This window comes from Haloarcula amylolytica JCM 13557, from assembly GCF_000336615.1.
GTDB classification, from domain to species: Archaea; Halobacteriota; Halobacteria; order Halobacteriales; family Haloarculaceae; genus Haloarcula; species Haloarcula amylolytica.
This window is the reverse complement of sequence record NZ_AOLW01000050.1, coordinates 101,090-126,238: the sequence shown is the minus strand read 5'-3', so window position 1 is coordinate 126,238 and position 25,149 is coordinate 101,090. Positions and strand designations below refer to the sequence as shown.

The 25,149-nt window shown below is 63.0% G+C and carries 29 protein-coding genes, 1 tRNA gene and 1 pseudogene; 15 read left to right on the top strand and 16 right to left on the bottom strand.

All coding sequences use genetic code 11. The features are described 5' to 3' along the window. Positions 1–103 precede the first annotated feature (103 nt). The 3 genes from C442_RS18740 to C442_RS18730 all read left to right on the top strand — a co-directional run bounded on the left by C442_RS18740 (position 104) and on the right by C442_RS18730 (position 1,229). Entirely contained in the window at positions 104–481 is a 378-nt protein-coding gene (locus C442_RS18740) for a helix-turn-helix domain-containing protein (RefSeq protein ID WP_004591803.1), read from the top strand. A gap of 2 nt (positions 482–483) precedes the next feature. Then, positions 484–783 (top strand): DUF7521 family protein, encoded by a 300-nt coding sequence (locus tag C442_RS18735; protein WP_008313181.1) that lies wholly within the window; start codon positions 484–486, stop codon positions 781–783. Positions 784–932: 149 nt separating this feature from the next. Then, a complete protein-coding gene (locus tag C442_RS18730) occupies positions 933–1,229 on the top strand; it encodes a DUF7521 family protein (protein WP_023843329.1) in 297 nt (98 codons plus the stop codon). A 1-nt stretch (position 1,230) separates the two neighbouring features. Here C442_RS18730 and C442_RS18725 read toward each other — a convergent pair whose 3' ends face one another. Then, complete coding sequence (locus C442_RS18725; protein WP_008313179.1) at positions 1,231–2,544, bottom strand: hypothetical protein; 1,314 nt, start codon at positions 2,542–2,544, stop codon at positions 1,231–1,233. 89 nt (positions 2,545–2,633) lie between these two features. Here C442_RS18725 and C442_RS18720 point away from each other — a divergent pair, with 89 nt between their 5' ends. Further along, on the top strand, positions 2,634–2,918 hold the full coding sequence (locus C442_RS18720) for a DUF2249 domain-containing protein (RefSeq protein ID WP_014040729.1): 285 nt from the start codon (positions 2,634–2,636) through the stop codon (positions 2,916–2,918). Then, the gene (locus tag C442_RS18715) at positions 2,915–3,187 is read left to right on the top strand and encodes a glutamyl-tRNAGlu reductase (RefSeq protein ID WP_008313175.1); all 273 of its coding nucleotides are present in this window, start codon (positions 2,915–2,917) and stop codon (positions 3,185–3,187) included. Before C442_RS18720 ends, C442_RS18715 begins: the two co-directional genes overlap by 4 nt. 2 nt (positions 3,188–3,189) lie before the next feature. Here the strand turns inward: C442_RS18715 and C442_RS18710 are convergent, their stop codons facing one another. Both C442_RS18710 and C442_RS18705 read right to left on the bottom strand, forming a co-directional pair. Then, a complete protein-coding gene (locus C442_RS18710) occupies positions 3,190–3,504 on the bottom strand; it encodes a cupin domain-containing protein (RefSeq protein WP_008313173.1) in 315 nt (104 codons plus the stop codon). Beyond that, the gene (locus tag C442_RS18705) at positions 3,501–3,734 is read right to left on the bottom strand and encodes a DUF2249 domain-containing protein (protein ID WP_008313171.1); all 234 of its coding nucleotides are present in this window, start codon (positions 3,732–3,734) and stop codon (positions 3,501–3,503) included. Before C442_RS18705 ends, C442_RS18710 begins: the two co-directional genes overlap by 4 nt. Positions 3,735–3,823: 89 nt before the next feature. On the opposite strand from C442_RS18705, the gene C442_RS18700 reads away from it, so the two are divergent. After that, positions 3,824–4,360 carry a hypothetical protein gene (locus C442_RS18700; protein ID WP_008313170.1) on the top strand — a complete coding sequence of 179 codons (537 nt, stop codon included), beginning with the start codon at positions 3,824–3,826 and terminating at the stop codon, positions 4,358–4,360. Between the two features lie 193 nt (positions 4,361–4,553). Next, on the top strand, positions 4,554–4,877 hold the full coding sequence (locus C442_RS18695; protein WP_008313168.1) for a hypothetical protein: 324 nt from the start codon (positions 4,554–4,556) through the stop codon (positions 4,875–4,877). Between the two features lie 23 nt (positions 4,878–4,900). Here C442_RS18695 and C442_RS18690 read toward each other — a convergent pair whose 3' ends face one another. Further along, on the bottom strand, positions 4,901–5,266 hold the full coding sequence (locus tag C442_RS18690) for a hypothetical protein (protein WP_008313166.1): 366 nt from the start codon (positions 5,264–5,266) through the stop codon (positions 4,901–4,903). Between the two features lie 362 nt (positions 5,267–5,628). Between C442_RS18690 and purL the strand changes: the two genes are divergently transcribed. Next, a complete protein-coding gene (gene purL, locus C442_RS18685) occupies positions 5,629–7,845 on the top strand; it encodes a phosphoribosylformylglycinamidine synthase subunit PurL (protein ID WP_008313163.1) in 2,217 nt (738 codons plus the stop codon). Here the strand turns inward: purL and C442_RS18680 are convergent, their stop codons facing one another. The 3 genes from C442_RS18680 to C442_RS18670 all read right to left on the bottom strand — a co-directional run bounded on the left by C442_RS18680 (position 7,846) and on the right by C442_RS18670 (position 10,560). Next, positions 7,846–9,060: a sensor histidine kinase gene (locus C442_RS18680; protein WP_008313161.1), complete on the bottom strand. Its 1,215-nt coding sequence runs from the start codon at positions 9,058–9,060 to the stop codon at positions 7,846–7,848. A 3-nt stretch (positions 9,061–9,063) separates the two neighbouring features. Then, complete coding sequence (locus tag C442_RS18675) at positions 9,064–10,275, bottom strand: FIST signal transduction protein (RefSeq protein ID WP_008313159.1); 1,212 nt, start codon at positions 10,273–10,275, stop codon at positions 9,064–9,066. Between the two features lie 93 nt (positions 10,276–10,368). Continuing rightward, entirely contained in the window at positions 10,369–10,560 is a 192-nt protein-coding gene (locus C442_RS18670) for a DUF7550 family protein (protein WP_004591771.1), read from the bottom strand. Positions 10,561–10,677: 117 nt separating this feature from the next. Here C442_RS18670 and hisF point away from each other — a divergent pair, with 117 nt between their 5' ends. After that, positions 10,678–11,493, top strand: coding sequence for an imidazole glycerol phosphate synthase subunit HisF (hisF, locus tag C442_RS18665; RefSeq protein ID WP_008313157.1), 816 nt, complete (start codon positions 10,678–10,680; stop codon positions 11,491–11,493). Positions 11,494–11,791: 298 nt separating this feature from the next. Beyond that, positions 11,792–12,640, top strand: a complete 849-nt coding sequence (locus C442_RS18660; protein WP_008313155.1) for a toprim domain-containing protein — start codon at positions 11,792–11,794, stop codon at positions 12,638–12,640. Positions 12,641–12,642: 2 nt separating this feature from the next. On the opposite strand, the gene C442_RS18655 is transcribed toward C442_RS18660, so the two are convergent. The 3 genes from C442_RS18655 to C442_RS18645 form a co-directional block, all read right to left on the bottom strand. Continuing rightward, the gene (locus C442_RS18655) at positions 12,643–12,927 is read right to left on the bottom strand and encodes a DNA-directed RNA polymerase subunit L (protein ID WP_008313154.1); all 285 of its coding nucleotides are present in this window, start codon (positions 12,925–12,927) and stop codon (positions 12,643–12,645) included. A 95-nt stretch (positions 12,928–13,022) separates the two neighbouring features. Further along, positions 13,023–13,325, bottom strand: coding sequence for a C2H2-type zinc finger protein (locus C442_RS18650; protein WP_008313152.1), 303 nt, complete (start codon positions 13,323–13,325; stop codon positions 13,023–13,025). Further along, positions 13,322–14,668 carry a hypothetical protein gene (locus C442_RS18645; RefSeq protein ID WP_008313150.1) on the bottom strand — a complete coding sequence of 449 codons (1,347 nt, stop codon included), beginning with the start codon at positions 14,666–14,668 and terminating at the stop codon, positions 13,322–13,324. Before C442_RS18645 ends, C442_RS18650 begins: the two co-directional genes overlap by 4 nt. 159 nt (positions 14,669–14,827) lie before the next feature. Between C442_RS18645 and C442_RS18640 the strand changes: the two genes are divergently transcribed. The 4 genes from C442_RS18640 (at position 14,828) to C442_RS18625 (ending at position 17,954) form a co-directional block, all read left to right on the top strand. Beyond that, a complete protein-coding gene (locus C442_RS18640; RefSeq protein ID WP_008313149.1) occupies positions 14,828–15,691 on the top strand; it encodes a cytochrome c oxidase subunit 3 in 864 nt (287 codons plus the stop codon). A 42-nt stretch (positions 15,692–15,733) separates the two neighbouring features. Beyond that, positions 15,734–15,976: a DUF7385 family protein gene (locus C442_RS18635; RefSeq protein WP_008313147.1), complete on the top strand. Its 243-nt coding sequence runs from the start codon at positions 15,734–15,736 to the stop codon at positions 15,974–15,976. 54 nt (positions 15,977–16,030) lie between these two features. Beyond that, positions 16,031–16,666, top strand: a complete 636-nt coding sequence (locus tag C442_RS18630) for a PGF-CTERM sorting domain-containing protein (RefSeq protein WP_008313146.1) — start codon at positions 16,031–16,033, stop codon at positions 16,664–16,666. A 247-nt stretch (positions 16,667–16,913) separates the two neighbouring features. Beyond that, positions 16,914–17,954: an NAD(P)-dependent alcohol dehydrogenase gene (locus C442_RS18625; RefSeq protein WP_008313144.1), complete on the top strand. Its 1,041-nt coding sequence runs from the start codon at positions 16,914–16,916 to the stop codon at positions 17,952–17,954. Positions 17,955–18,005: 51 nt separating this feature from the next. On the opposite strand, the gene C442_RS18620 is transcribed toward C442_RS18625, so the two are convergent. From C442_RS18620 to C442_RS18605, 4 genes are all read right to left on the bottom strand, one after another. Continuing rightward, positions 18,006–18,311, bottom strand: coding sequence for a DUF7562 family protein (locus tag C442_RS18620; protein ID WP_008313142.1), 306 nt, complete (start codon positions 18,309–18,311; stop codon positions 18,006–18,008). Positions 18,312–18,678: 367 nt separating this feature from the next. Beyond that, positions 18,679–18,752 (bottom strand) — tRNA-Thr (locus C442_RS18615). Between the two features lie 78 nt (positions 18,753–18,830). Continuing rightward, positions 18,831–19,244: a universal stress protein gene (locus C442_RS18610; RefSeq protein WP_008313140.1), complete on the bottom strand. Its 414-nt coding sequence runs from the start codon at positions 19,242–19,244 to the stop codon at positions 18,831–18,833. Positions 19,245–19,330: 86 nt separating this feature from the next. Continuing rightward, a complete protein-coding gene (locus tag C442_RS18605) occupies positions 19,331–20,311 on the bottom strand; it encodes a class I SAM-dependent methyltransferase (protein ID WP_008313138.1) in 981 nt (326 codons plus the stop codon). A gap of 75 nt (positions 20,312–20,386) precedes the next feature. Here C442_RS18605 and dph5 point away from each other — a divergent pair. Then, a pseudogene (dph5, locus tag C442_RS18600) lies at positions 20,387–21,131 on the top strand (diphthine synthase). Positions 21,132–21,153: 22 nt separating this feature from the next. On the opposite strand, the gene artA reads toward dph5, so the two are convergent. After that, a complete protein-coding gene (gene artA, locus C442_RS18595; protein WP_008313136.1) occupies positions 21,154–22,155 on the bottom strand; it encodes an archaeosortase A in 1,002 nt (333 codons plus the stop codon). Positions 22,156–22,302: 147 nt separating this feature from the next. Next, positions 22,303–25,104: a DUF7282 domain-containing protein gene (locus C442_RS18590; protein ID WP_008313134.1), complete on the bottom strand. Its 2,802-nt coding sequence runs from the start codon at positions 25,102–25,104 to the stop codon at positions 22,303–22,305. Positions 25,105–25,149 lie beyond the last annotated feature (45 nt).

The window sequence follows — 25,149 nt, the reverse complement described above, 5'->3', positions numbered from 1 at the left end:
CCATATATTGCGTGCTGTGTGGCGGAAACGTCGGCTGTGTCGGGCGGTAAGCGCTCCCGAGTCGGTTACATTAAACGTCTTGGGCGGGCAGTGTCGAGCAAGGATGGTCCGGGACCCCTTCGCTGACGAGGAGACGCCGGAGTTACAGACGGTCCTCGACGCACTCGACGACGAGGACTGTCGCGCCATTGTCAGCGTACTGGAGGAACCGTTGACGGCGAGCGAGATATCCGACCGGAGCGGCGTACCGCTATCGACGACCTACCGAAAGCTCGAACTACTGACGGAGTCCTCGTTGCTGTACGAGGGCGTCGAAGTCCGGTCGGACGGCCAACACGCGAGCCGGTACGCGATCGACTTCGAGGAGGTCGTCATCAGTCTCGACGAGGAACTGTCGCTCACCGTCGACATCTCACACCGCGCTCGGACGCCGGACCAACGGCTCGAAAACCTCTGGTCTGAGGTGCGAAAGGAGACATAACCATGGTACACATCCCAAGTTCACAGGTCGGCATCGTCGTCTCGAAGACACTGATCCTCATTCTTGGCGGACTGATTACGTACTACTCGTATCAGGCGTACAGCCGGACGAAAAGCCCCCAGCACAAGTGGCTCACCTACGGGTTCGGGGTGGTGACCCTCGGTGCGTTTGCCGGCGGTGTCCTCGACATCTTTGTCGGCAGGTATCTCGGCCAGCAACTGCTCGCTGTGAGCGTGTTCACGTCGAGTTCGCTGACGGCCATCGGCCTGGGTATCATCCTGTACTCGCTATACGTTCGGTAGTGACTGCGCGGCGCGGTGCTAGATTCGTCTCTTGGTTCTCGATTTCGCTCGGAGCGGGCAACTAGTCCGTATTACGTCGTGACACTGGTATTCTCACCGACTGGAAACGCTACGGACGGTATATTTATGCGGACGTGTCAATCAGAGCCATGCTTGGAGCGAACGCAGTGTTGTTAATCGGGATGAAGACAGTCACGCTGTTCTGCGGTGTGATACTGACGACGTTGACATACCGCGCATACCGCCGCACTCGAGCACCGGCGATGCGAGCGCTCTGTCTCGGTATCGGGTTCGTCACACTGGGCGCAATACTCGGGGGGAGCCTCCACCAGTTCGTCGGCATGCCGGTGGCACAGAGCGTCACTGTCGAGGAGCTGTTCACCGCTGCCGGGTTCTTTATTCTGACCTACTCGGTGTACACTGACCAGCCGACCACGACGAACTGAGTTACGAGTCCTCGGCGGGTGTGTGTTCACGACCGGTCAGCAGTGTTGGCAGCGATTGCGGGCTGTGTTCGACGAGGACAGCGACGAGGTTGCCCGCGAACAAGACGGTCCCGAAAAACGCGAGCCCCCCGGCGACCAACGCCGTGCCGTCCGGTGTCTCAAGCCACTGACTGCTCACGAGGAGGCCGTACGCAGTTATCAGCGTCACACCATCTATCGCCGCGATTCGGTGGTCGTACAGGTCATCGACCATCGGCACGTCCTCGAAGCCGAGGCGGTCACTGTACCGGTGGACCCAGACGATGAACGGGACGACGTGATACAGCGTCCCGAGGACGACGAAGCCGACGCCGCCGACGAGCAGCACTGTCGACGGCTGACCGAGCAGCCCGGCGTACGCGAGCGGGTCGTTCCACCATGCGAACATCGTCAGCCCCGCCCAGAGAAACAGCGACAGCGCTGCGACGCTGTATCGGGTCAACATCGGGGACCACTCGACACGCGCCCCGACGAGCTGTCGCGCCAGGAGCACCGCCACCACGCCAAGGCCAGCAGCGACGAGAACCGCGCCGAACCGGGCCAGAACGGGTGACCCGATCAGCCGACCGCCAGCGAGCGCAAGGACCCCAAGCGGATAGACGGCCGTCTCCGCCCGCTGGACCGCTGCGTCAACCTTGCCGGTGTCGGCCTGCGTGAACATCGGGGCCAGCTGTGCCAGCGCGCCCGCGACAGTCGTCAGGACAGCACCGAACACGGCGAGTGTCCCGTGGGCCAGCAAGAGCCCCTGCCTGCCGATTCCCAAAAGCGGGAGGACGCCGGCGGCGTGGTCCAGCGCCAGCACGATCCCGGCAGCCGTCACGAGGGCGAAAAACAGCAGTGCCCAGCCGAAATGAATCGCCGTGACGTCGGGCTCCGCAGCGAGTAGCGTCCGTCCGATGTTGTAACAGAGCGTCCAGACGCCGATCAGCGCGAACGCTCCGGCGACTGGCAACACTGCAGGAGTCGCTGTCAGGAAGCCAGCGGCCAGACCCGCGATCCCGACCGCCGCGAGTGGTAACTGCGCAGCAGCGAGGCGGCGCGAATGGAGTTCGATTCCACACCAGACCGGAACGAACTGCGTCAGTGCGCCCATGATGGTGAGACAGACCCACCCCGCGAGCAGGAGGTGGACCTGTGCGAGGTGGCCGGCCCGACCCTCGACGACGCCGACGGTGACACCGGCGACCAGAAACGCCAGCGCGACGACGAAATGACGCAGCGGAACCGTCATCGGCGGGGCGGCGTCTGCGTCCACGTCGGCAGGTATTCCGCTCATTGCTGTGTAGTATGACCCTGTCCCTGCTGGCAATGTGGCCGAATATGTTCGGGGAAAGGGTCGGCCCGTTCACAACCGAACGCAAACACATGACGTCGAACCACCAGCCAACAGAGCAGATCGCGGCCCTGATTTCGGAAACTGGTGCGCCCGGTGACGCGCCGACGGAACGCCTCGATGTGCAGTCGCTGGGGCCGCCAAAGCCGCTCAAGCAGACACTAGAGCGGCTTGCGGACCTTGACGACGACATCGTCCTCGTCCAGTTCAACGACCGCGCCCCACAGCACCTCTATCCGAAACTCGAGGACAGAGGCTACGAGTACGAAAGTGTTGAGACCGACGACGCGACAGTGACAGTCATCTGGCACAGATGAATCAGAACACGGAGCCGCCTGTCGACGTCGAAGAAGCGATCGCTCGGATCGACAGCCGTGGTGCGAAGATTCAGCGGGAGCAACTCGAACGGACGCTGTCACAGCTACAACAGGACGGCGAACTGACGGCTGACCAGCGGCTTGCGGTCGAAAAACTGAGCGAACGGCTCGTCGACCGATTGCTCGCCGTCCCCCGGGCAACTCTACAGGACGCGGCGAGGAGTGCGGACGACGAGCGGATCGAAACCGCGATTTCCCTGTTCGAGTGAGCCTACTCCGACGACGCCAAAACGAGCAGTGCCTCGCTGTCCGCCGTTGCGGCGGGGGAGATGTTCTGGTCACCGTCGAACCGGACGACGTCGCCGGGAGAGAGCGACACCGTCTCGTCGCCGAGCGTCAGGTCCACGGCGCCCGAACGGAGGAGGAACACGATGTCCCGACCGGGATGCTTGTGGGCCGGAATCGACTCGCCCGCGCCGAGCGTCAACCGGACGGTCTTTGGCTCCCCGTCGAACAACCTCGTCCGGCCGTCCCCGTCGCCGTCGAGCGTTGCTCGCTCCGTTTCTGTGACGGTAGATTCGCTCATTGTTTCGGGAGGTCGGCGACGAACTTCTGTGGGCCGTCCTGCTCGCACCGGTAATTCGCCGCGTCGAACGCCTCGACCTCGGCTTGCATCTCGTAGAACAGCGGCTTCGGCTCGTGATCGTTGATAATCCGAAGCGTCTCCCCTGAGGACAGCGCCTCGAAGGAGTCGTGTATCTTCGAGTGTCGCTCCGGCGGCGGCGTCTCGCGCAGGTCGAGTGTGGTTGCTGGCATCACCTGAGCGTTCGCCGGGCGTCGGTGAGGGGGTTCCCCCGAACACGTTCGGGAGTAGGTCCTGATGGATGCCGCCCGTTCGTTTCAGTATGAGCCTTCTCTCCGGCCTCCGTGGCGGCTCAGACGTCGGGTTCGATAGCTACGGGACGTTCGTTCCCGAACACAACCCTGACCCCGGCCCGTTCCTGTCTGAGACAGCAGTACTGACCGGCACCGACCACGCCGCGTTCCACCGACTCACGATGGACCTGTTCGACGAGCGCGGCGTGTACGACATGACTTTCGGGTACAACCTCGCACGGCTGAACCTCGACCATCGGCACCCGGACGCGGGCTTCCGCTACGGCCGTGAGACGGACGACAGGAGCGTGTTGCGAGCCGAGTTCACGCCGACGACCGAGTTCTGCCCCCAGAGCGACACGCTGACTGTCGGCGCGTTTCGCGCCTGGAACGGGCTGTCGGACCGCCACGAGTACGACCTTGTCCGCGTCCGCGTGAGCCCTGGCCACCACCAGAGTACGAGTATCAACGACAAACTCCAGCAACTCGAAACGCGGTACCGGAAAACCGGTGAACTCCGGACGGACGATGCGGACGAATCGTCCGACGAGAGCGTGCCGTTCTGACGGCTGAGTACATGGAAAACGTTATACGGTTTGCTGGGCGACATATCGTAAGCTGAGCCGACTGGGTGGGATATCGGTGGCTTGGTGGGATAGTGGAGGGTCCCTCCACGACAGAAAGCAACAACCTATCAAAAAACGATGGTATCGGAGTACTTACAGTGCGGCGTCGCGGCCCGCCGGAGGCGGAGCCGAGATGGATAGCGATATCTTTCGGGATGCGGACGGAACCTACAACAAGCGGCTTCTGGGACTGGTCCTTCTCGTTTTACTCGCCGTCGTCGGTGCTGGCGTTGGGACCCTCGGTCTCACCGACAACAGCGACGCGACTTCTGAGCCCGCCACCGAGATGACGCCAAGCCCGACGGAGTCGACACCGGACGGAACTGACGCCACTTCGACCGAAAGCGGCGGCAGTGCCTCCCCACCGCCGAGCGCGCTCCTGTCCGAAACTCCGACAGAGACTCCGGCTAACAACCAGTCGGACGGGACCACCGCGGGCAACGCGACGGCTGAATAGTCCGGCAGTAAAACGGCGGTTCCTCAGGAAAACAGCAGATTGAGGTTGAACCCGGTCACGGCGAGCCCCATCACTGTCAGAAGCACCGGCGGACCGTAGTAGAGCAACGGGTCTTCTTCGAGCACGCCGCCCCAGATGCTCACGCCGAGACAGCAGTATATCACGAGGAGTTTGAGGCCGAGGAAGCCGCCGCCGCCGAACGACTGGATCGCCCACCTGATCGCGGGATTTGCCTCGGTGAACGTCGGGACGAAATAGACGATGGCGATAGTGGTAACCACGTCACCGACACCGTACGTCGCCAGCGCTACCGCCCACACGCTGGAGAAGGACCGGCCGGAGAAAGAACTCCCTTCCAGCGTCAGCCAGTCACCGTCGGCAGCACCCATACTGTGTTGGGGTATGGCCAGCGGTCATATATACTCCGAGTGCCGGTTATCGTATTTGAAAACCTGGACTTCGATGTGACGCCTCCGGAGATATTGAGCCAATAACCTCGTATAGCCACTCCAACGGCCCATATTACCCTCTTGATACCCATGACCGATTCTCAGTAGCCACTCGTATTCAGCTGTGAATCTCAGTTATTGGGAGTGGGTGTCGAGTCGTTGTACAGGCGCGCCTCGACGGTCGCCGTTCGCTGAGCTGCCGACGCGAGTTTCGCTGCGTTCCCGGCCAGAGTGTACGTTCGCGTACTGCCGGCGCGGGTGCATGGAAAGGGACTTATCTTGTGGGCGGCCACGACGAGGTAATGAGCCTGTCCGACGCGGACCACGAACTCGTGGTCGAGGAGATCGGTCGGGAGCCGACCCGGGCGGAGGCCGCTCTCTTCGAGAACCTCTGGAGCGAACACTGCGCGTATCGCTCCTCTCGCCCCCTGCTGTCGGCGTTCGACTCCGAGGGCGATCAGGTCGTCATCGGCCCCGGCGACGACGCGGCCGTCGTCTCTCTACCGACCAACGGCGACGGCGAGGAAATGTACATCACGATGGGCGTCGAGTCCCACAACCACCCGTCCTACGTCGACCCGTTCGACGGCGCGGCGACGGGCGTGGGCGGGATCGTCCGCGACACGCTGTCGATGGGGGCCTACCCCATCGCGCTGGCTGACTGTCTGTACTTCGGCGATTTCGACCGTGAGCACTCCCGCTATCTCTTCGAGGGCGTCGTCGAGGGCATCTCCCACTACGGGAACTGCATCGGCGTCCCGACAGTGGCCGGCAGCGTCGCCTTCCACGACGACTACGAGGGGAACCCGCTCGTGAACGTGTCCTGTATCGGCCTGCTGGAGCCCGAGCGGACCATCACCGCCGAGGCCCAGAAGCCGGGCAACAAGCTCGTTCTCGTCGGCAACGCGACGGGGCGAGACGGGCTCGGCGGGGCGTCCTTCGCCAGCGAGGACCTCGCGGAGGACGCTGAAACGGAGGACCGACCGGCCGTGCAGGTCGGCGACCCGTACTCGGAGAAGCTACTCGTCGAGTGCAACGAGGCGCTGCTGGACGAGGAACTCGTCGAGTCGGCCCGCGACCTTGGGGCCGCTGGCCTCGGCGGCGCGTCGTCCGAACTGGTCGCCAAGGGCGGCCTCGGCGCGCGCATCGAACTCGACCGCGTCCACCAGCGCGAACCGAACATGAACGCCATGGAGATTCTCCTCGCAGAGAGCCAGGAGCGGATGGTGTACGAGGTTGCGCCCGAAAACGTCGACCGCGTCGCCGAACTCGCCGAGCGGTTCGACCTCGGCTGTTCGGTCATCGGCGAACTCACCGAACCGGGCACGAACTACGTCTGTACGTTCGAGGGGAGCGAGACAACTGTCTCGGACAAGTCGAGCGGGCAGCGCCCGCGAGACAGCAAGACAGTCGTCGACGTGGACGCGACGTTCCTCGGCGACGGCGCGCCGATGAACGACCTGCCGAGCAACGCGCCACCGAAACAGGAACGGGACCTGCCGACGGTGTCGCTGGACGAGGCGTTCGAGCAAATTGTCGGTAGTCCGAACTGCGCCTCCAAACGGTGGGTGTACCGCCAGTACGACCACGAGGTGCAGGTCCGAACGAGCGTCCTGCCCGGCGACGACGCCGCGCTGCTCGCCGTTCGCGAAGCCGAGACCGGGCTGGCGTTCTCCGCCGGCGCGGACCCCAACTGGACCGACGCCGCGCCGTATGAGGGCGCACGCGCCGTCGCGCTGGAGAACGCCACCAACGTCGCCGCGAAGGGCGCGACGCCCCACGCGGCCGTGGACTGTCTCAACGGCGGCAACCCCGAGAAACCGGACGTCTACGGCGGCTTCAAGGGTATCGTCGACGGCCTGGCGGACATGTGCAGCGACCTCGACGTGCCGGTCGTCGGCGGCAACGTCTCGCTGTACAACGATTCACAGGACGGGCCGATTCCGCCCACGCCGACGCTCGCGCTGGTCGGGGTCAAGGAAGGCTACGACGCCCCGCCGCTGTCGCTGTCCGGCGAGGGAACGCTCGTCGTCGTCGGTGACACCGCGCTGGAAGGCGAGGCCGACCCGCGACTCGGCGGCTCCGAGTACACCGCGCAGTTCGGCGGGACCGACCGCTTCCCCGCCCTCCCGGCGGACTCAACGGACGTTGTCGAGACGATTGCCGAGGTTGCCGACGCCGACCACGTACTGGCGAGCCACGACGTGAGCCACGGCGGGCTGGCAGTGGCACTTGCGGAGATGGTCCACGAGGACGCCGGCGCGTCGGTCGACATCGAGCCGGTCGAGCGTGGCAGCCAGAACCGACTCCTGTTCAACGAGCGGCCCGGCCGCGTCGTGTTCGAGACGACCGACCCGGCGGCGGTCCGAGAAGCCTTCGACGGCGTCGCCCCGGTGACGGAACTGGGCGAAGCAAACGGCTCGAACCGGCTCGATATCACTGTCAACGACGAGACGCTGGCGTACGACGCTGCGGACATCGCCGACCTGCGGTCGGTCATCGAAGACGAACTGGCCTGATTACCAGCGGACATCGAACCGCGCACCGCCCCTCTCGCTCTCCGAGACTGCGACCGACCAGCCGTGCGCTTCGGCGATGCTCTGAACGATCGACAGGCCGAACCCTGTCCCGTCCGAGTTCGTCGAGTAGCCGTGTTCGAACACTAGCTCACGGTCGTCCGGTGAAATGCCGGGGCCGTCGTCGGCGATGGAGAACCCGTTCTCATGTGTCTCGGGCGCGGAAACGACGACGGTGCATTCCGCGCCCGCATGCTCGATGGCGTTCCGGTAGAGATTCTCGAATAGCTGCTGGAGGCGCTCGGCGTCCGCCTCGATGGTCGCGTCGGTTTCGATGGTAAGCGTTGCGTCCCCGGTTTCGACCTGTTGCCACGCGTCGCCTGCGACGGCTTCGATGGAGACGCTCGTGGTCTCTCCGACGACCCGCCCCTGACGAGCGAGCGTCAGCGTGTCATCGAGGATCCGTGCCATCCGCTCGTGTGCCGCGGCGACCTCCTGTAACCCCTCCCGAACAGCCGCATCCTCGATGTCGCCGAGCAGGAGGTGGGTGCGGCCGGATGCGACGTTCAACGGGTTCCGAAGGTCGTGGCTGACGATACTGACAAACTCGTCAAGCCGCTCGTTCTGGTGTTTCAGCTGTTGTTCGCGGCGCTTCCGTTCAGTGATGTCGGTGTATATCCCGTACCCTTCCAGCTGGCTGCTGTCACGGGTGACGATGGTACTCCGGAACAGGTAGGTCCGTATCTCGCCTGATGCAGTCGTCCGCCTGACCTCTTGCTCCGACTGGCCGGTCTGTTCCCACCAGTCTGTCCTGATGACTTCGGAGTCGGCTCCGGGCGGCGCGAGGAGTGTCCGAAGCTCCGTTCCGACTGCATCCGTCTGGTCGTAGCCGAACGTGTCCGCGAACGCTTCGTTGATCGACTTGACGTACGGTTCTCGCTGCTCAAACTCGACGACGACAGCCGGGTTTGGGATGTTCCCCAGGAGCGCGTCAAACCGTTCCTGTGCCGCCAGCTGCACGCGGAGTTCACTCGCGACGAGTGCGACGTATCCCTCGTTGTTGTGCTGGATTATATCACAGATATCCTGTGCATCCGTGTCGTCTATCTCCGTGTCGCCACTGATACCCAGGTCAGCCATCGCGTCGTCGACGATAGCCGACGCCTTCTCGATGCCGACCGTTTCTGCGAACTTTGAGACGAGTCCTGTTCGATTCATCTGTTACTCCGGCAGTGCAAAGAGCACCGTTGTCGTGTTGTGAAAGCCACTGAGTTGTCCGGCCTGCATACACAGCTCTCCGTACGTCTCAAACCCAGCAACTGGGGCCGACAGGGTCGATGTGATACCATCGACAGTCGCCGAAAACGCGTCGTCGAAGAGAATCTGACGACACGCGCAGTCGTAGACGAACGCGCCAGCGATGGGACCGTCACACAGCGAGACAGCGTCGGCAGCAGCCTGTTCGGCGGACGCGATCTGGTCAGCTTTGTTGCCATGCATTACGCGGAGGACAGTTCCCTCCGGAATATCGACGGCAAACTGCAGTGCGCCAGTCTCTTCAATCGCAGTCCGGGGCCAGCGGATCTTGTAGGTTTCACCCTGGTCGATACCGAACAGGTATTCGACCATGAGCTTCCTGAGCGCCGTCGAACCGACTGGGACGTCGTCGACGGCTACCCCCGTTGTCTCCACAGCGTGGTCTCGAACAGCGTCTTTCCATACCGCAAACGCTGGTTCACCGTCGAGTTCGTGAACCACGTTCCCGGAGACCTCGGTTACCTCCCACGGTTCTGAGATGGGGCTGTGGCCGTGGTTGACGGTAATGATCGGACGCTTTTCGCCGGAGACGAGTACGATAACGACTGCGTCGTCGACAACCGACTCGTCGCAAAACACTGGTGTCGACTCCATCCGGAGACCGTCAGACGCTGCCCCACCTGCGAATTCGACATAGGGGCCAAGCCGTCGCTGGACTGACAGCGACAACTGTTCACCGACGCCCGACAGCCCGTCGTGGAGGACGATCGCTGACTGGTAGGGTTCCTCGATATCGTCGGGAAGCGCTCGGACAGCATCTCTGACAGCCCCACGGGTGTTCTCGCTGAGACCGGCGGCAAGGGCCGTATCGAACCGGAACGAATCACTGGTAGCGAGCGTGACGGCCACGCCGGCGTCCATCGTTCGCTCCTCAGTGAACGTTCCGCCAGCCGTGCAGCCGACAACGGCTGTCTCGTCGTCGACGAGCGCATTCACGCCCGCCAGAACGGCTTCGGGGTCGAACCCGGAACTGGCAAACACCTGACAGAAGTCCACCCGCTCGGCGTCCAGTCGGTCCCGAGCAGCGCTGGTCGCCTCTCGACCAGCGCGCGTCCCAGCGGTCGCCACTGACGTTCCCGTTGCGACCGCTGTACTCGCGCCTGACTGGGGCGACATTGTACAACAGTTATTCGCGCGGAAACCTATATACTCTCCCCAGAAGTATCAGAAATGATATCCCTGGCGGCCGATGTGGTCATACCGACCTGCTCAGGCCAGCGCCAGCGCGATACCGAACGTAAGCACCAGTCCGACCAGCAGGACGCCGAGCCCTGTCCCGACCTGCGACATGGTGAACGGGCTCTGTGGGGCCGTCGACCGAAGCGGCGGTTCTCGCGCGGGCAGTTCGACGTGTTCAGGGTCGTAATCCGGCCGGTCCTCTTCGTGGTGGTCGTCTGCCATGAGCGGTGATTCTGGTGCGTCGTACGTGTAGCTGTCGGATTGTCACTGCGTACTCGGCCAGACACTTGCACCAGTCGAAACGGTCAAACGGCGTTGCGTCGAACCCACAGGTATCGAATGACGCTCACGAAACGGATCATCCCCTGTATCGACGTCGACGTGGACGAGAACGGGGACGCGGCGGTGTACACGGGAGTCAACTTCGAGGACCTGGAGTACACTGGCGACCCGGTAGAGATGGCCAAGGCCTACAACGAGTCCGGCGCCGACGAGTTCGTCTTCCTGGACATCACCGCCTCCGCCGAGGGCCGCGAGACGATGCTCGATACAGTGTCGGCCGTGGCCGACGAGGTGTTCATCCCGCTGACCGTCGGCGGCGGCATCCGCACTCGTGACGACATCAAAGAGACGCTGCGGGCCGGTGCGGACAAGGTGTCGATCAACTCCGGCGCTATCGCCGAACCCGACCTGATCAACGAGGGCGCGGCGGCCTTCGGGAGTCAGTGTATCGTCATCTCCGTCGACGCTCGCCGTCGCTTCGACGATGAGGGCGAGTACTACACCGAGGTCGACGGCGAGTCCTGCTGGTTCGAATGCACCGTCAAGGGGGGCCGCGAGGGAACCGGGCTGGACGTCGTCGAGTGGGCGACCGAAGCGGAGGAACGCGGGGCCGGCGAACTGTTCGTCAACTCCATCGACGCCGACGGGACGAAAGACGGCTACGACATCCCGCTGATGCAGGCCGTCTGTGATACCGTCTCGACGCCGGTCATCGCATCTTCGGGCTGTGGCGGCCCGGAAGACATGGAAGAGGTGTTCGTCGATGCCGGCGCGGACGCCGGTCTCGCTGCCTCCATCTTTCACTTCGGCGAGTACTCCATCGCCGAGACCAAGGAGTATCTCGACAGCAAGGGGATTCCGGTCCGACTGTAACCCCGTCTCAGACATAAGGTAGCAATATTAAATACCCATACCTGTCATTATATCGGTATGACGCAGTTCTCCTGTCGGTTCGGATGCCCCGGTTTCCTCCGCGTCTCGGCGTTCGATATCGGTTCTCGCTGCCAGCGGCCACACTCACCCCGGTCCCTGGAAGCAGGCGTCAACGGGGTCGAACGGCCCCGATGAGTCAGCCCACGACTGAGCGACTGTGGGGGAACGTCTCCCCGGAACCGCAGCACTGTGGCCTGGCATCGGGCAGGTTTTATTCGCCCAACACGGAGAATCAACAATGAAATGGCGGTGCGAATGGTGTGGCAAACCCCACGAGGAGGACGACCCGCCGTGTGACAACTGCGGGCACGGCTCCTTCGAGGAAGCCGTGACGCAGGTCAACGAAGAGGTCGTCGAGGGCGGGCCCAGGTGGGTCTGTCTGGACTGCGGTCGCCAGCACCAGAAGAACTCCCCGCCGTGCAAACGCTGTGGCGGGAGTAACTTCGAGCGGCGGACGGGACCGCCGGAGGACGATCCGCTCGATGAGATACAGACCGGCTGGCTGGACGTGCTCGAAACGAAGTACGCGATCGGCTACGCCGCCGTGGCACTGCTGCTCGGCCTCATCGTGCTCGCTGCTGTGGGCGGTATCACGTTGCCGGGCTTTGCCGCCGAAACCCCCACCGGCCCACCGTCGATCGCGTCCCCTGCCGGAAGCGGCGACACCGTCGACTCGCTCTCGCTCGCCGAGGTTGAGGACACCTACGTCGACGTGTACAACGTCCGGCGGTCGGGCGTCGGCGGCGGAACAGTCTCGCGGAACGCGACCATCGACGACGCCGCGGCCTACTACAACAAGGGCCGCGTCGACGCGCGATACGACAACGCGGAGCGACCCACGCGAGAGGGAGTATCCCGGTTCCCGCTCCCCTGTGACCGCCCAGCAGTGGTCAGCTACGAGGTGGCCTACGACCGAACGCCGCAGTCACTCGACCGGTTCCGGAACGAGACGGCGCTGGCGACCGCGCTCGTCGACAGCTACCTCGAGCGGGGTAACAGGATTCAGACGTCAGACGCCGGACTGATCGGCCTCGATATCCACGTCGGTCCGGACGAACGCGTGTTCGTCACGTACGTGCTCTGCTAGAATTACGCGGCGGCTTCGAACGCGTCAGTGAAGTTGTCCGCCTTCTCGATGACGGCGTCAGTCCCGTCTTCGAGGGCTTCGAGCGCGTCGACGCCCTCCTCGGTTTTGATGGTCAGGACCGGGTCTGTCTGGCCACCGGATTGTTCCGGGTTCACGTCGTAGGTCGCCGCTGTGACGCCCGCTGTCTCCAGCAGCGCCCCCTTGATGACGTTCATGAACGTGTGGTCCTCACCGGCGATTTCGATAGAGAGTTCCGTGTCGGATTTGTCGATAACGCGAAGGTCCATACCCACTGTTTGGTCACCTGCGACCCATCAACGCTTCGCTTCCCGTCTGCCGGCCAACAGCGAGGCTCCAGACCGAGCGGACGATACGGCGTCGGTTAGACGAGCGCGTACACCATCAGGAAGCCGAAGTAGATGAGCACGAGCGCGCCCAGCGCCTGCAGTCGGAACGCCGAAAGCGACGCTTCCTCCTCGTCGTGGGCCGCCCGGAAGGCCTCGACCTCCTCGTCGTCGAGTTCGCTGGGGTGGGCCAGGCCGCGGTGGAGCGCGAGCCAGGACTCGCGGGCGAACGGCCGGCCGCAATACGAACAGGTGTAGGCTGTGGCGTCGGCCGGAACGTCGTATGTCTCGTCGATGGCGGTGCCTGTCGCTGCCGCTGATTGGGTTGCTGTGTCAGTCATAGATGGGGGAGTGCCACCTCCGGCTGGGAGACGACCCAGAGGCTCGTCATCGTGTAGAACACCATGACCGCGATGAAGGGGTACTGCGACCGAATCGCCTGCAGCCGTGCGGGAAACAGGTCGTACGCGGCGGCGTGGGCAACCCAGATAGCGACCAGATGACCGATGATGACCGACGCGAGCGCAATCGCGCCGAACCAATCCGGTAGTTCGATGGTCGGCACTACTGCCGGGTCCGCGAACGGCGACGTGAGCGCGACGGCCAGCGAAGGTGCGAGCACGAGGAAGTACCCGAGGTAGTGCGCGAAGTGGTAGCCGACGGCGATGGCGATAAGCGGCGGCGCGAACCGCTGTGCGAGCACTGCCGGAGCCAGATACGTGTCCGACATATCGCGGGAGAGCCGGACCGCGAGTTGATACACGCCGAGGAAGCCGGCGAAGCCGATCCCGAGCGCGACCGGGTACAGGAGGTGCGGCGGGACGCCAGTGTCGACGAGTGGTGTCGTCAGGTCCCGCCAGGCCGGCGTCGTGACCAGCCCGTCGTAGGTCGTGACCCACAGCAGGGCGACCACGAACGCCACCTCGTCCGGACCGTCGACCAGCCGCGGCGTCGAGAGGTCCATGCCGGGGAGCCGAAGTCGGAGTCCGTCCTCGCCGCGGCCGATGGGGGCAAAGCGACCGTAGTAGCGGAACACCCGCTCCACTGGATCGGCGTGAGCGAACCAGTCCTCGGGTCCGAACACGAGCGCGCCCGCGAGCGTCAGCACCGAGTAGCCGGCGACGACCGACGCGAGCAGGCGCGGCTGGTCGGCGAGCGGGCTGACCACCTCAACCCACACCAGTACGAGCAGGCCGCCGACGGCGGGCCACGACCCGACGCGGGCGGGGTAGGTGCGGTCGAGCGACGGGAGGAGGTCGGCGAGCGTCTTGAACGGATTGAGCGTCGCCCAGCTGTTCCCCACGAGGTACGTCGTCATCGCCAGCCCGGCCCACCAGCCGACCCAGACGAGCAGTATCGCGAGGTTCGTCCGGGCGTTCGTCGGTCCGAGGAAGCCGACGACGAACACCGCGGCGAGTCCGGCGAGCCCGAGGAGTTGGCCGGCGAGCGTTAGGACACGCTCGTAGTCGCCCGACAGCGGCCGCCCCCAGTCGTGGATGCGCTCGACGAACGCCCGGTCGGTGACGAACGAGGCCAGCAGGAACGACGCGCCGACGGCCGCACCACCGGTACTCAGGAAGAGCCACGTCGGTATCGTCAGCGATTCGCGACCGCCGCCGGCGAGACTGCCGCCGTGTGCGCTCGCCGTCCCCGTCGCGGCCAGCCAGCCCAGCCCACACACCACCAGCGCGACCGTACGACGCCTCCCAGATGTCATCGTCGGCAGTTGGGCCTTCGCCCCCGTGTAGCTTCCGGGATGCCGGCGGGCCATTCAGAGACGGAACCGGGCCAATCCGCAGTGAATTGGATGGGCTTTTAGTATTCCGTTCGCAAGGGCCCTAGTATGAGTGTCTCCGATGAACACGCGGACGACGGGCACGGGGAGCATCACCTCCCGGCGACGGAGGACTGGCCCCACGGGTTCGGCGAGGCCAGCTGGTGGCCCTTTGTGACGGCGATCGGTGGTTCGGGAATCTACGTCAGCGCGGCCCTGCTCGTGCTCTCGATGGGCGAGAACGCACTAGTCAGCCAGACGGTCGGGGCGGGAGCGATGGCCGGGAGCGTCGGCCTCTTCCTCGTCGGCATCTACGGCTGGCTGTATCACGCCTTCGTCTCCGACTTCTGGGAGCGCGGGACGGACTACCACTCGGACAAGACGCTGAAGTTCGCCATGCTCCTGTTCCTCGGGAGCGAAATCGCCACCTTCGGCGCTGGCTTCGTGTACTACTTCATCGTGCGTGGCGGCGAAGTCTGGGCGCAGGCGGCAGTGCCAGAGGTGTTCGGCTCGCTGGTGATCGTCAACACGCTGATTCTGATCGCCAGCTCGGTGACGCTTCACTACAGCCACATCGCGCTCCGGAACGGAAACCGAAGCCGGTTCCTGAAGTTGCTGGGCGCGACGCTGCTGCTGGGCATCGTCTTCATCGGCGGGCAGGTGTACGAGTACTACGAGTTCATCGTGCACAAGGGCTTCAGCATCGGTGGCGGCATCTACGGCTCCGCCTTCTACGGTCTGACGGGACTCCACGGCCTCCACGTCACGATGGGGGCTGTCCTTCTGGGTATCGTCTTCGTTCGCGCGTACTACGGGCAGTACTCGGCTGAACGGCACACCTCCGTTTCGACGGCGTCGATGTACTGGCACTTCGTCGACATCGTCTGGATCTTCCTCGTCGTCGTGCTCTATATGGGCGCGAACCTGGTGTAGATCGCCGACGAGTTTTAGACGGCCGACACTCGTTTCACACGCATGGACCGGCTAGACGTCAGCGGGAGCTTCGACGTACACGAGTACCGCCACGGGCTCAAGCTGCTGAAAGACGACCGTGGGACCATGACGCTGTCGAACCGGAAGGGGTTCGCCTGTCCGGCCTGTGGCAACGAGTTCGAGACGCTCTTTATCAGCGAAAAGCGGGCGAACACCTTCGGAGACCCCGGGTCGCCCTTCTGTCTGGTCCGAACTGACGACCAGCTACTGGTCCTGACACATTGAGCCGTATCGCCCCCGGTAACAAGGCTTATTCCGTCCGCCCCGATTCGGTGAGGTATGCATCGAATTGTCCCTGCGGTCGGTCTCGCTGCCCTCGTCGTCCTCTCCGGCTGTGTGACGGCGACGGTTGACTCGACAGTGGCCGGAGACGGCACAGTTTCGGAGTACGATCTGACTCTCGAAATGTCCCCGTCGGTGTACGACGGGCTCCAGAGCCAGGCCCAGCAAGAGGGCTATGACTCGGTTGAAGGATATCTCCTGGCCGACGTGAACACCAGTCGGATGGCGAACCAGACGTACGAGCAAGAGCTGGAGGGTGAGAACGTCACGCTCTCGATGACGTTCACGGACTGGAACCCCGGCCCGGAAAGCGACGTGTCGGTCAACGCTAGCGGAGGCAACGTCACGTACGAAGACCGGACGTTCGTCACTGCGAACGAGGATACCGACGTGGCCTTCGGCGATGGCGTCGCAGTCGAGTACCAGCTGACGATGCCTGCCGACGTCTCGTCCTCGAACGCCGATATCGTTCGGAACGAGACCGCTGTCTGGGAGTACGAGGCTGACGAACCGGTCGAGGAACCGATCCGCGCGACCAGCCCCGCACCGTCGTCGGCCTTCGGCCCCGGAATGGGGATTCCCGTCGCCGTCGTGGCACTGCTCGGGGCCGCACTGCTAGCCAGTCGGGACTGATACTGTCGGCTGTACCTCCCTGAAGATACTCGCTACCTCGGGGTAGCAATATTCTCCACGAGATGACAGCCGGTAGTCTGTGTAGCTGAGAGCGTCATCACACGCACCGTTTCTTGTACCTGGCTTCGGAGTCTACAGACGCTGGCCGGGTGGCTGATACTCTTCTCAGACAGTGGAACGGGCGATACCGCAATGTATATGATATTTTATATGGATATTTAATGTCGTTTCGCCCGGATACAGAACGATGCGCGCAGCCAGACTCCACGAGTACACGCACGATATGTCGGACGGGCTCTCGATAGACGACGTAGATGCGCCACAGGTCGCATCCGGGGACGACGTCATCGTCGAGGTCGAAGGGGCCGGGTGGTGCCAGACTGACAATCACATCATCGAGGGGATGTGGGACCAGTACGTCCCGCAGGACCTCCCGATGACGCTGGGCCACGAGAACGCCGGGACAGTCGTCGAGACCGGCGACGACGTCGACATCGTCTCGGAAGGCGACCAGGTCATCTGTCATCCGGTCCAGACCTGTGGCACCTGCCGACCGTGCCGGCAAGGTGAGACGATGTACTGCGAGAACGACGCGTTCAACGGCCTGACGACCGACGGCGGCTTCGCCGACCAGCTACTGACCAGCGACCGGTCGGTCATCCCGCTGCCCGAGGGCGTCGACCCGGCCGACATCGCCCCGCACGCCGACGCCGGTATCACGGCCTACCACGCGGCGAAGAAAGCCGTCGACGGACTCAATCCGGGCGACACTGCAGTCGTCATCGGTATCGGCGGGCTCGGCCACATCGGCCTGCAGTGCCTCGACGCGATGTGTGCCGCCGACCTCGTCGCCGTCGACATCAAGCAGTCCGCCCGCGACCTCGCCGACGACCTCGGCGCACACTACACCATCGACCCCGAAAGCGAAGACGTTGCCAGTGAGGTCGAAGCCATCAGCGACGGCGTCGGCGCCGCCCAAGTGCTCGATTTCGTCGGGGCCGACGAGACGACGGCGCTCGCGCCCGATATCTGTGCCGCCGGCGGCGACCACCACATCATCGGCTACGGGGGCCACATCCACGAACCCGCGCAGGCGCTCGTCAACGGTGAGTTCGCCTATCAGGGCAACATCGTCGGCCAGTACACCGAACTCCAGGAACTGGTCGCGCTCGTCGAGCGCGGTGCAGTCGACCTGCACACGACCCAGTACGACCTGGGCGAGGTGAACACCGTCGCACAGATGCTCGAAGACCGAGAGATCGACGGTCGGGCGGTCATCACGCCCTGAACGGCCTGTGTTGTGGTGTCGTATCGCCGGACAGGGCACCCTTTTTTCGGCTCACCGACCGTCGGCGCGGGTCTGTTCCGTTTCGTCGGCTAGGTCGTGATAGCGCCTGAGAAACGCGTCTCGGCTCACGGTCCCGGCACCGGCCGCTTCGAGTCGGTCTTCCAGCCCGCTCCGGTCGAAGTGACAGTACTCCCGATAACAGGGCTTGCACAGATACTCGAAGGACTTGTTGTCGCGGTTCCAGCGGTCGCCGTACTTGTCGTATTCCCGGGCATCCGACCGGGTGACCGTTTCACCGCAGGCGATGCAACGGACCTCTGCATCGGTGTCGCGATGCCAGGCGTTTCTGAAATCCATCAGATCCACACTCCGTCTAACTGTCCGCAAGTGTGTCTGTCGTGCCGCTCTCGCCGGCACACCGCAGTACCCGCCGGTAATCCGTACTGTGTGACCATCGTTTACAGCTAGAAGTACCGTCCAGCAGTCCGTCGCCGTATCGCGTCACTGATGAGGGTCGTTTTTATGCGGCCTGTGGAGCCCCGTCAGACCAGCGACGGAGTACCTACGGCTGCTGACAGGTCATCTCCGGTAGGAACCGTACTTGTCAGAACAGCACTCGAAAGCGGAAGCCGGTGGAGGGAGTATGAACAACGGTCGGAGCAAAGCTCTTCACTGCTTCAAATCCCAGATTGGCTTTCGCTCGTCACGTTCGTTCCTCGCAGAAAGCCGGTGGAGGGATTTGAACCCTCGGCCTAATCCTTACGAAGGATTCGCTCTGCCAGTCTGAGCTACACCGGCGCGTCACTCGCGTACATCAGTTGTTGGACGCATAACCGCAATAAGGATTGCGAATCGGGACCACCGAGAGGGACGTTCTCACTCCGCTCGGGACCCGACGACGGTGACCGGGTCGTCCGCCTCAAGCAGGACCTGCTGGGAGACACTCCCGAACACGGCCTTGCCGGTCGGCGACCGCTTCCTGGACCCCATTACGATCTGGTCGACGTCGAACTCCTCGGCCAGATCGATGATGCCGTCCGCAGGCGGCTGCTGACCCTCGGCCAGCTGGACATCGACGTCGTGGTCTTCGAGGTAGTCACGCACGAGGCGCACTGTCGAGATGCGCTCGACGTTGCGTATCTCCTCGGGCGCTTCCGCCTCTTCTTTTGTCAATGCGTGCGTAATGACGGCCTCGATGTCGGTCTCAGCAGCCGGTAGCTCCGCGACGAAGGCGGCCTGGCCGCGGGCGCGGTCCTCATCGGCGTCGACGGGGACGAGTATTGTGTACATATTTTACCCTCCTAGATACAAGCGTCCGACTTCCTCGTCGTTAAGCAGTTCGGTCCCCGTACCGGTGATGATAATAACTGTTCGTTTCAGCGTGTCAGTCGAACGTCGAAGACGATGTTGTGTTCCTTCGGGGCATACGACCGGACAGTGTGTCGCGTTTCGACCGTCACGTCGTAGGCCGGCTCCGCAGCCGCCCGGATCGCTCGCTCGCCGGGCCCGAACAGGTCGTCCTCGTGCTGGATATCGTAGTAGTGAAAGACACAGTCGTCAGCCGCCAGGCGGACGGCGGTCTCCAGAAACTCGTCGGCGCTATGGGGCAGATTCATCACGACGCGGTCAGCCCAGCCCTCGTACTCTCCGGCGACCTCTCGTACGTCGCCACAGATGCCCGTCACGCGGTCGGCGACGCCGTTGCGCTGTGCGTTCGCCCGGAGGTACTCGATTGCCGTCTCGTTGATGTCTGTTCCGACGCAGGTCGCGCCGCGTTTGGCGAACGGAATCGCGAACGGGCCGACGCCCGCGAACATGTCGAAGGCCTGCTCGCCCTCGCTGACCTGTTCGGTGACACGATGGCGTTCCGTCGCTAGCCGCGGTGAGAAGTACACCTCGGCGAGGTCGAGGTCGAACGTGCAGCCGTACTCCCGGTGGGTGACTTCCGTCCCTTCGCCAGCGAGTACGTCCCAGTCCCGGACCCGCTGTTTGCCTTTGATCTTCGACGCGCGGTTCAACACCGCTCGCACGGGCAGGTCTGAATCCATAATCGCGTCGGCAATCGCCCGCGCCCGGTCGGCGTCGTCCTCGTCGACAATCGCGACGTCGCCGATGCGCTCGTAGCTCGGGTCGAAGTCGAGTCCGTCCGCCGGCATCGTCTGGCCCTCGCGGACCGGCGGGTCTGCCTCCACGACGACGAAGTCCGACGGCACTGCTTCGGGGTCGGTGACGGGAACGTATAGCTGCCCGTCGACGACCGTGATGTCGTAGCCGTCGTCGACGAGGTTTGCTTCGGCGAGGCGTTGGCGCGTCTCTTCGCCGGCCTCGCGGGGAACGCGAACGCAGGGAACGCCCATACTCTCTCTCCCCGACCGCGGGCGGTAAGCCTGACGCTTCGCGCCCTTTATGCCCGACGGCGACCCACTCCGGATATGCTCACATTCGTCGGGCTGGGCCTCTACGACGAGCGCTCGGTCACGGTCGCCGGCCGCGACGCCATCCGAGACGCCGACCGGGTGTTCGCGGAGTTTTACACGAGCCGGCTGGTTGGTACCGACCTCGAAACGCTGGAGGACGTACTGGAGACGAGTATCGAAGTCAGGGACCTGTCTCTTATACACATCTCTGANCGTCTTCTGTACTGCCGGGGATACGATGGTCTCGACGACACACACCGACCTCCGACTCCGCGCTGCTGACCGCGGTATCGAAACCCGAATCGTCCACGGAACGACAGCCCAGACGGCCGCCGGCTCACTGACTGGCTTACAGAACTACCGCTTCGGGAAGGCCACGACGCTCCCGTTCGAGGACGCCCACGGCGGTGACGGCGTCCCGGATAGCGTCGTCGCCACCATCGAGGACAACCGGGAGCGGGACCTGCACACGCTAGTCTATCTCGACATCAAGGTCGACGACCCCCACTGGGACGAGAGTGACGACACGTACATGACTGCCAGCAAGGCCGCCGCCATGCTATCCGAGCGGTTCCCCGACACGCTCGGCGTCGTCGTGGCCAGAGCCGGTAGCCCGGACCCGCTGGTGGCCGCCGATACGCTCGACGCTCTCGCCGCACAGTCATTCGGCGAGCCGCTACATCTGCTCGTCATTCCCGGTTCGCTCCACCCGCTCGAAGCTGACGCACTGGAATCGATTGCTGGAGCAGAATTAGAATAACGGCCGTTCCTCCCGACGCAGTTCAGTCGTCACCGGGTGTCGCGGGACTCGATTCCGACTGGTTCTTTTCGAACGCCGTTCCGAGGTCGTACTCCGTGCCGGTCACCAGGAAGAGGAGGTCCTCGACGATGACCGTGAGTTCCGGTAGCTCCCGCATCAGCACCCACGTCAGCCCGACGAGAACGATGACGGAGCCAAACTGCGCCAGAATCCGGTCGACGATGTAGTAGGACACCAGCTGTGCGTCGCTGAGGCCGAACAGCGCCATGACCGTTCCCGGGAAGAACTGCGCCTTCTGCAGGCCAAAAGCCAGCGCGATTCCGAGGTTTCGAATCAGATTCAGTACGTAGATGATGCTGACGGCCGCGACCAGCACGCGGAGCTTCCGCCGCCACGGAGCCTTGACTGCCAGTATTCCGCCGGCGAAGATAGATATACTGCCGATACCCGTACAGGCCAGAATGATGGTGTACGTTATCGGACGCTCGTTCCCGTCGAACCAGAACGTGTTCTCGTAGGGGTACTGCTTCGAGGCGATATCGATGCCGTTGTGCGAGAGCCCGTCGACTACCACTGGGTCGTAGCCCAGTACGGTCATGAGGAAGGAGACCTGCCCGGTGACGATCTCGATGATGGTCTGGCGGAGCGGCCCGATGGTGAGAAACGGTACGTAGATGACGCCCATGAGGCCGATTGCCCGGGTCAACACCAGCAGCGACTCGCGGCCGTTCCAGAGCAGATAGCCGGTGTACAGCGACAGGGGGACGGCGATGACGCTCCCCAGGCCCTCGACGACGCTCTTCTGTATCAGAATGAAATGCGGGGCCAGGACGAGCCAGTACGCTGCGAACAAAGCCCAGCCGACTGTTCCGACGGGACGGGCCAGTCGCTCGTCGTACTGGGCGACAGCCACGCTTCCCAGAAACGCCGCGAGAACGAGCCACATCAGCGGTTCCGAGACTGTGACCGGGTCGAACGACAGTCCAGCGATGTCGACGCCTGCTTGCAGGACTGTCTCACTCATTGCTCGTACGTTAGCCAAACCGGCGTATATGTTTTGTCGTTGCGCTACTGTGCGGTGTCGTCGTCAGACCGACCTATCGGCAGTGCCGCCGCTACTCACGTAGCGCGCGAAAGAAAGAACGGTGTTCAGAGACCGGAGCTGTTCCGGTTAGTTGTTGCGTCGGACGGCGAGGAGCGCAGCGGCGACGAGTGCGATGAGCGCGATGGCTGCCGTGAAGCCGGGACCTTCCGCGGCGGTGGTCTCGGACTCTTCGGTGGCCGGCTCATCGGTTGCCGGTGCGTCAGTTTCCTCTTCGGTTTCCGTGTCCGGTGCTTCGGTTTCGGTTTCCGTGTCCGGTGCTTCAGTCTGGTCTTCCTCGGCGCCGACAGTCACGTTCGCACTGTCCGTGACGGCGGAGCCGTTGGCGGTGTACGGACCGTCAGCACCCGGGAAGTCGTACGCTTCGTTGCCGTTGGTGTCGAGGTGCGGCATCGCGACCGCAGTGAAGTCCTCGTCCATCGGCTCGTCGAGCGTGATCGTGATGTCCTCGTGGCTGCCTGCCTCGAGGTACTCGGAGTTCCCGACGACGTCGCCGGATGCGTTACCGGCGTGGACTGCGATGAAGCCACCGGCGGACAGCTGTGCGCTGTCGACGACGACTTCGCTCCCGTCGGATTCCTGGTCACTGATGCTCACAGAGGCCGTGGCGGCATCGGTGAGCTGTCCGTCTTCCTCGTCACCGAGCGCGTTGCCGTTAGTGTCGAGGAACTCCGCGGTGAAGTTCGTGCCGGCGGACTGGTCGCTGAAGTCCAGCGTTGCGGCGAACGTCCCATCAGCGTTGACCGTCGTTTCAGGTCGCTCGAGGAACGGGTTGGATTCGCTTTCGGATTCGACTTCGACCTCGATCTCTGCACCAGGTGCAATCGAGGTTGTGCCAGTGATCTGCTGGTCAGCAGCAGCCTGTGCCGTCACAAGACCGTTAGTCGTATCGATGGATGCATCTCGTTCAACGACGCTGTAGTCGTCGTCAACACCATCGTTATCATTTTCGAATGCACCGTACGGCGTCACGGTGAAGTTGGCCGTAATCTCGTCGGTGTCATCCTGACTGCGGATAGAGTTGCCGCCATCGTACTTTGCCAGTGCCGTTTTCACTGCAACGAAGTACGTGTTGTTGTCAGGGTCGTCGACAACGACCGTGTTCGTGTCGTTCAAGACTAGCTCCTCATCGTCGGTGTTTGCACCAACGTTGGTCTTTTCGACCGAGAAGTTCAGTGCGTTCTCCCCGTTGGTACGGCTAGCGTCCTCGGAGATGGTGTTCTGCGCACCAGCCGCTAGGAATGCCTGCGTGACATCATTCGAGTTGTTAACCTCCTGCTGGTATTCGAGGGCACCCTCGACACCAGAGGCAGTTATTTCGTGGACGACGATCGACTTGTTCGCGATTTCGTCCGACTGCGTCAGGTTCTGGCCGATACGGTCACGAATATCGATGTCATCGTCGTCAAGTTCGGCGTCGCGAGGTGCAACCCAACTACGCATACTCTCGGTCGAGCGCTCGCTCAGTCGGAGCGTCCCGACAGCATCAGCACTGCCGCTCTGAGACGTGCCTGCAGTGACGTTCAGGTTGTAGCTGGAAGCTTCGATTGTCTCGTCGTCGAGACTCTTACGGTCTTTGGCGAAGCTGCCAGTCTCCATGACGCTGTTGATTTCGTCGTCGCCTTGGACGAAGAGAACGTCACTAGCCGAAATGGTATTACCGTCGGTCGTGTTGCCGGCCAGTCCAGCGAGGTAGCTGTTGAACGAGACAGTGACTTCGCCGTCACCGTCGTCGTCGTCAATGGTGCCAGAGATGGCGTAGTTGTCATCGTCTTCATCGCCGACGAAGACAACAGCTTCATCTTCGTTATCGAGCTGGTAGGTGATGTTGACTACGTCACCGCGCTCGTCGGTCACAACGCTGCTCTCGAAGCCGGCGTCACCGTCTTCGGATTCGGAGACGTTGATCTGGTCGGTAGCGACCGTGATGTTCGTCTGGCGGTCAGTGACTTCGACCGTGTACGGGCCGTCGTCAGCGTCGAAGCCGGGCGTCTGGTTGATCGGGTCGAAGGTGAATGCGGTGTCGTCGTTGCCTGACAGGGTGTCGATCTGCGATGAGACCCTGTCACCGCTGTCGTCATACAGCGTTGCGTTGGCTTCTTCGCCACCGCGGTTGATTGTTGCGTTAGCGATGATATCGTCTTCATCGGTGATATCATTGTCGTCAGCTTCGACGTTCAGGTTGAGGTCACTTATCTCGATTCCTGCGCTCTCATTCCCGATACTGATGTTGTATTGCTCGCCGGCATCGAGGTCTTCAGTATCGTAGCGGTAAACATCGCTATTCGAGTTGACCGAGTCAGAAGCAACGAGGGAGCCATCATTGACCGAAATCTCGAAGTCGTTTCCTGAGTCTGCCCGCTCGAATGCGAGTGACTCGCCGCGGAACACAGTTTCGAAGCTGAGTTCGTTCGGATTCGGCTCATCGGCCGTGATGGTCTGTGACGTCACGTCGATGTCTTTTGCGACCAAATCGACGTTGTCGCTACCAGCCGAGACACCGTTGAGTCTGACATCGACCTCAGTATCAGGCGTGATGTCCTTCTCAAGAGGAATCTCGATCTGCTGGTTGTTTTGGGTAATTCCCTTGCTGGTATCAACGTACTCGCCTGGATTGTCCACACCGTCAATCACGACCTGGATGTCACCGTTGTTGGTCGTGTTGGCGAGCTGCAGGGAGGTACTGATTGTATTGTTCGTTACCACTTCGATTACATCTCCAGAATCGGAGTTGTACTCCGTTGCCTGCTGGATCTCGACGTTCGCGGCGGCGGCTGCGCCACCGGAGAACGCGATGGTCCCGGCGAATACCGAGAAGACCATCAGCGCCGTGAGGAACAGGCTGCGGATTTTTTCGTTTGTATCTGTCATAGTTTGTGTTTGCTATCGGGCGACCCCAGCAGTTTTCCACCTGGT

Bases quoted from the DNA above. Each gene is read 5' to 3' on its own strand.
- C442_RS18740 (WP_004591803.1), top strand. From the start codon at position 104: ATGGTCCGGGACCCCTTCGCTGACGAGGAGACGCCGGAGTTACAGACG.
- C442_RS18735 (WP_008313181.1), top strand. From the start codon at position 484: ATGGTACACATCCCAAGTTCACAGGTCGGCATCGTCGTCTCGAAGACA.
- C442_RS18730 (WP_023843329.1), top strand. From the start codon at position 933: ATGCTTGGAGCGAACGCAGTGTTGTTAATCGGGATGAAGACAGTCACG.
- C442_RS18725 (WP_008313179.1), bottom strand. From the start codon at position 2,544: ATGAGCGGAATACCTGCCGACGTGGACGCAGACGCCGCCCCGCCGATG.
- C442_RS18720 (WP_014040729.1), top strand. From the start codon at position 2,634: ATGACGTCGAACCACCAGCCAACAGAGCAGATCGCGGCCCTGATTTCG.
- C442_RS18715 (WP_008313175.1), top strand. From the start codon at position 2,915: ATGAATCAGAACACGGAGCCGCCTGTCGACGTCGAAGAAGCGATCGCT.
- C442_RS18710 (WP_008313173.1), bottom strand. From the start codon at position 3,504: ATGAGCGAATCTACCGTCACAGAAACGGAGCGAGCAACGCTCGACGGC.
- C442_RS18705 (WP_008313171.1), bottom strand. From the start codon at position 3,734: ATGCCAGCAACCACACTCGACCTGCGCGAGACGCCGCCGCCGGAGCGA.
- C442_RS18700 (WP_008313170.1), top strand. From the start codon at position 3,824: ATGAGCCTTCTCTCCGGCCTCCGTGGCGGCTCAGACGTCGGGTTCGAT.
- C442_RS18695 (WP_008313168.1), top strand. From the start codon at position 4,554: ATGGATAGCGATATCTTTCGGGATGCGGACGGAACCTACAACAAGCGG.
- C442_RS18690 (WP_008313166.1), bottom strand. From the start codon at position 5,266: ATGGGTGCTGCCGACGGTGACTGGCTGACGCTGGAAGGGAGTTCTTTC.
- purL (WP_008313163.1), top strand. From the start codon at position 5,629: ATGAGCCTGTCCGACGCGGACCACGAACTCGTGGTCGAGGAGATCGGT.
- C442_RS18680 (WP_008313161.1), bottom strand. From the start codon at position 9,060: ATGAATCGAACAGGACTCGTCTCAAAGTTCGCAGAAACGGTCGGCATC.
- C442_RS18675 (WP_008313159.1), bottom strand. From the start codon at position 10,275: ATGTCGCCCCAGTCAGGCGCGAGTACAGCGGTCGCAACGGGAACGTCA.
- C442_RS18670 (WP_004591771.1), bottom strand. From the start codon at position 10,560: ATGGCAGACGACCACCACGAAGAGGACCGGCCGGATTACGACCCTGAA.
- hisF (WP_008313157.1), top strand. From the start codon at position 10,678: ATGACGCTCACGAAACGGATCATCCCCTGTATCGACGTCGACGTGGAC.
- C442_RS18660 (WP_008313155.1), top strand. From the start codon at position 11,792: ATGAAATGGCGGTGCGAATGGTGTGGCAAACCCCACGAGGAGGACGAC.
- C442_RS18655 (WP_008313154.1), bottom strand. From the start codon at position 12,927: ATGGACCTTCGCGTTATCGACAAATCCGACACGGAACTCTCTATCGAA.
- C442_RS18650 (WP_008313152.1), bottom strand. From the start codon at position 13,325: ATGACTGACACAGCAACCCAATCAGCGGCAGCGACAGGCACCGCCATC.
- C442_RS18640 (WP_008313149.1), top strand. From the start codon at position 14,828: ATGAGTGTCTCCGATGAACACGCGGACGACGGGCACGGGGAGCATCAC.
- C442_RS18635 (WP_008313147.1), top strand. From the start codon at position 15,734: ATGGACCGGCTAGACGTCAGCGGGAGCTTCGACGTACACGAGTACCGC.
- C442_RS18630 (WP_008313146.1), top strand. From the start codon at position 16,031: ATGCATCGAATTGTCCCTGCGGTCGGTCTCGCTGCCCTCGTCGTCCTC.
- C442_RS18625 (WP_008313144.1), top strand. From the start codon at position 16,914: ATGCGCGCAGCCAGACTCCACGAGTACACGCACGATATGTCGGACGGG.
- C442_RS18620 (WP_008313142.1), bottom strand. From the start codon at position 18,311: ATGGATTTCAGAAACGCCTGGCATCGCGACACCGATGCAGAGGTCCGT.
- C442_RS18610 (WP_008313140.1), bottom strand. From the start codon at position 19,244: ATGTACACAATACTCGTCCCCGTCGACGCCGATGAGGACCGCGCCCGC.
- C442_RS18605 (WP_008313138.1), bottom strand. From the start codon at position 20,311: ATGGGCGTTCCCTGCGTTCGCGTTCCCCGCGAGGCCGGCGAAGAGACG.
- artA (WP_008313136.1), bottom strand. From the start codon at position 22,155: ATGAGTGAGACAGTCCTGCAAGCAGGCGTCGACATCGCTGGACTGTCG.
- C442_RS18590 (WP_008313134.1), bottom strand. From the start codon at position 25,104: ATGACAGATACAAACGAAAAAATCCGCAGCCTGTTCCTCACGGCGCTG.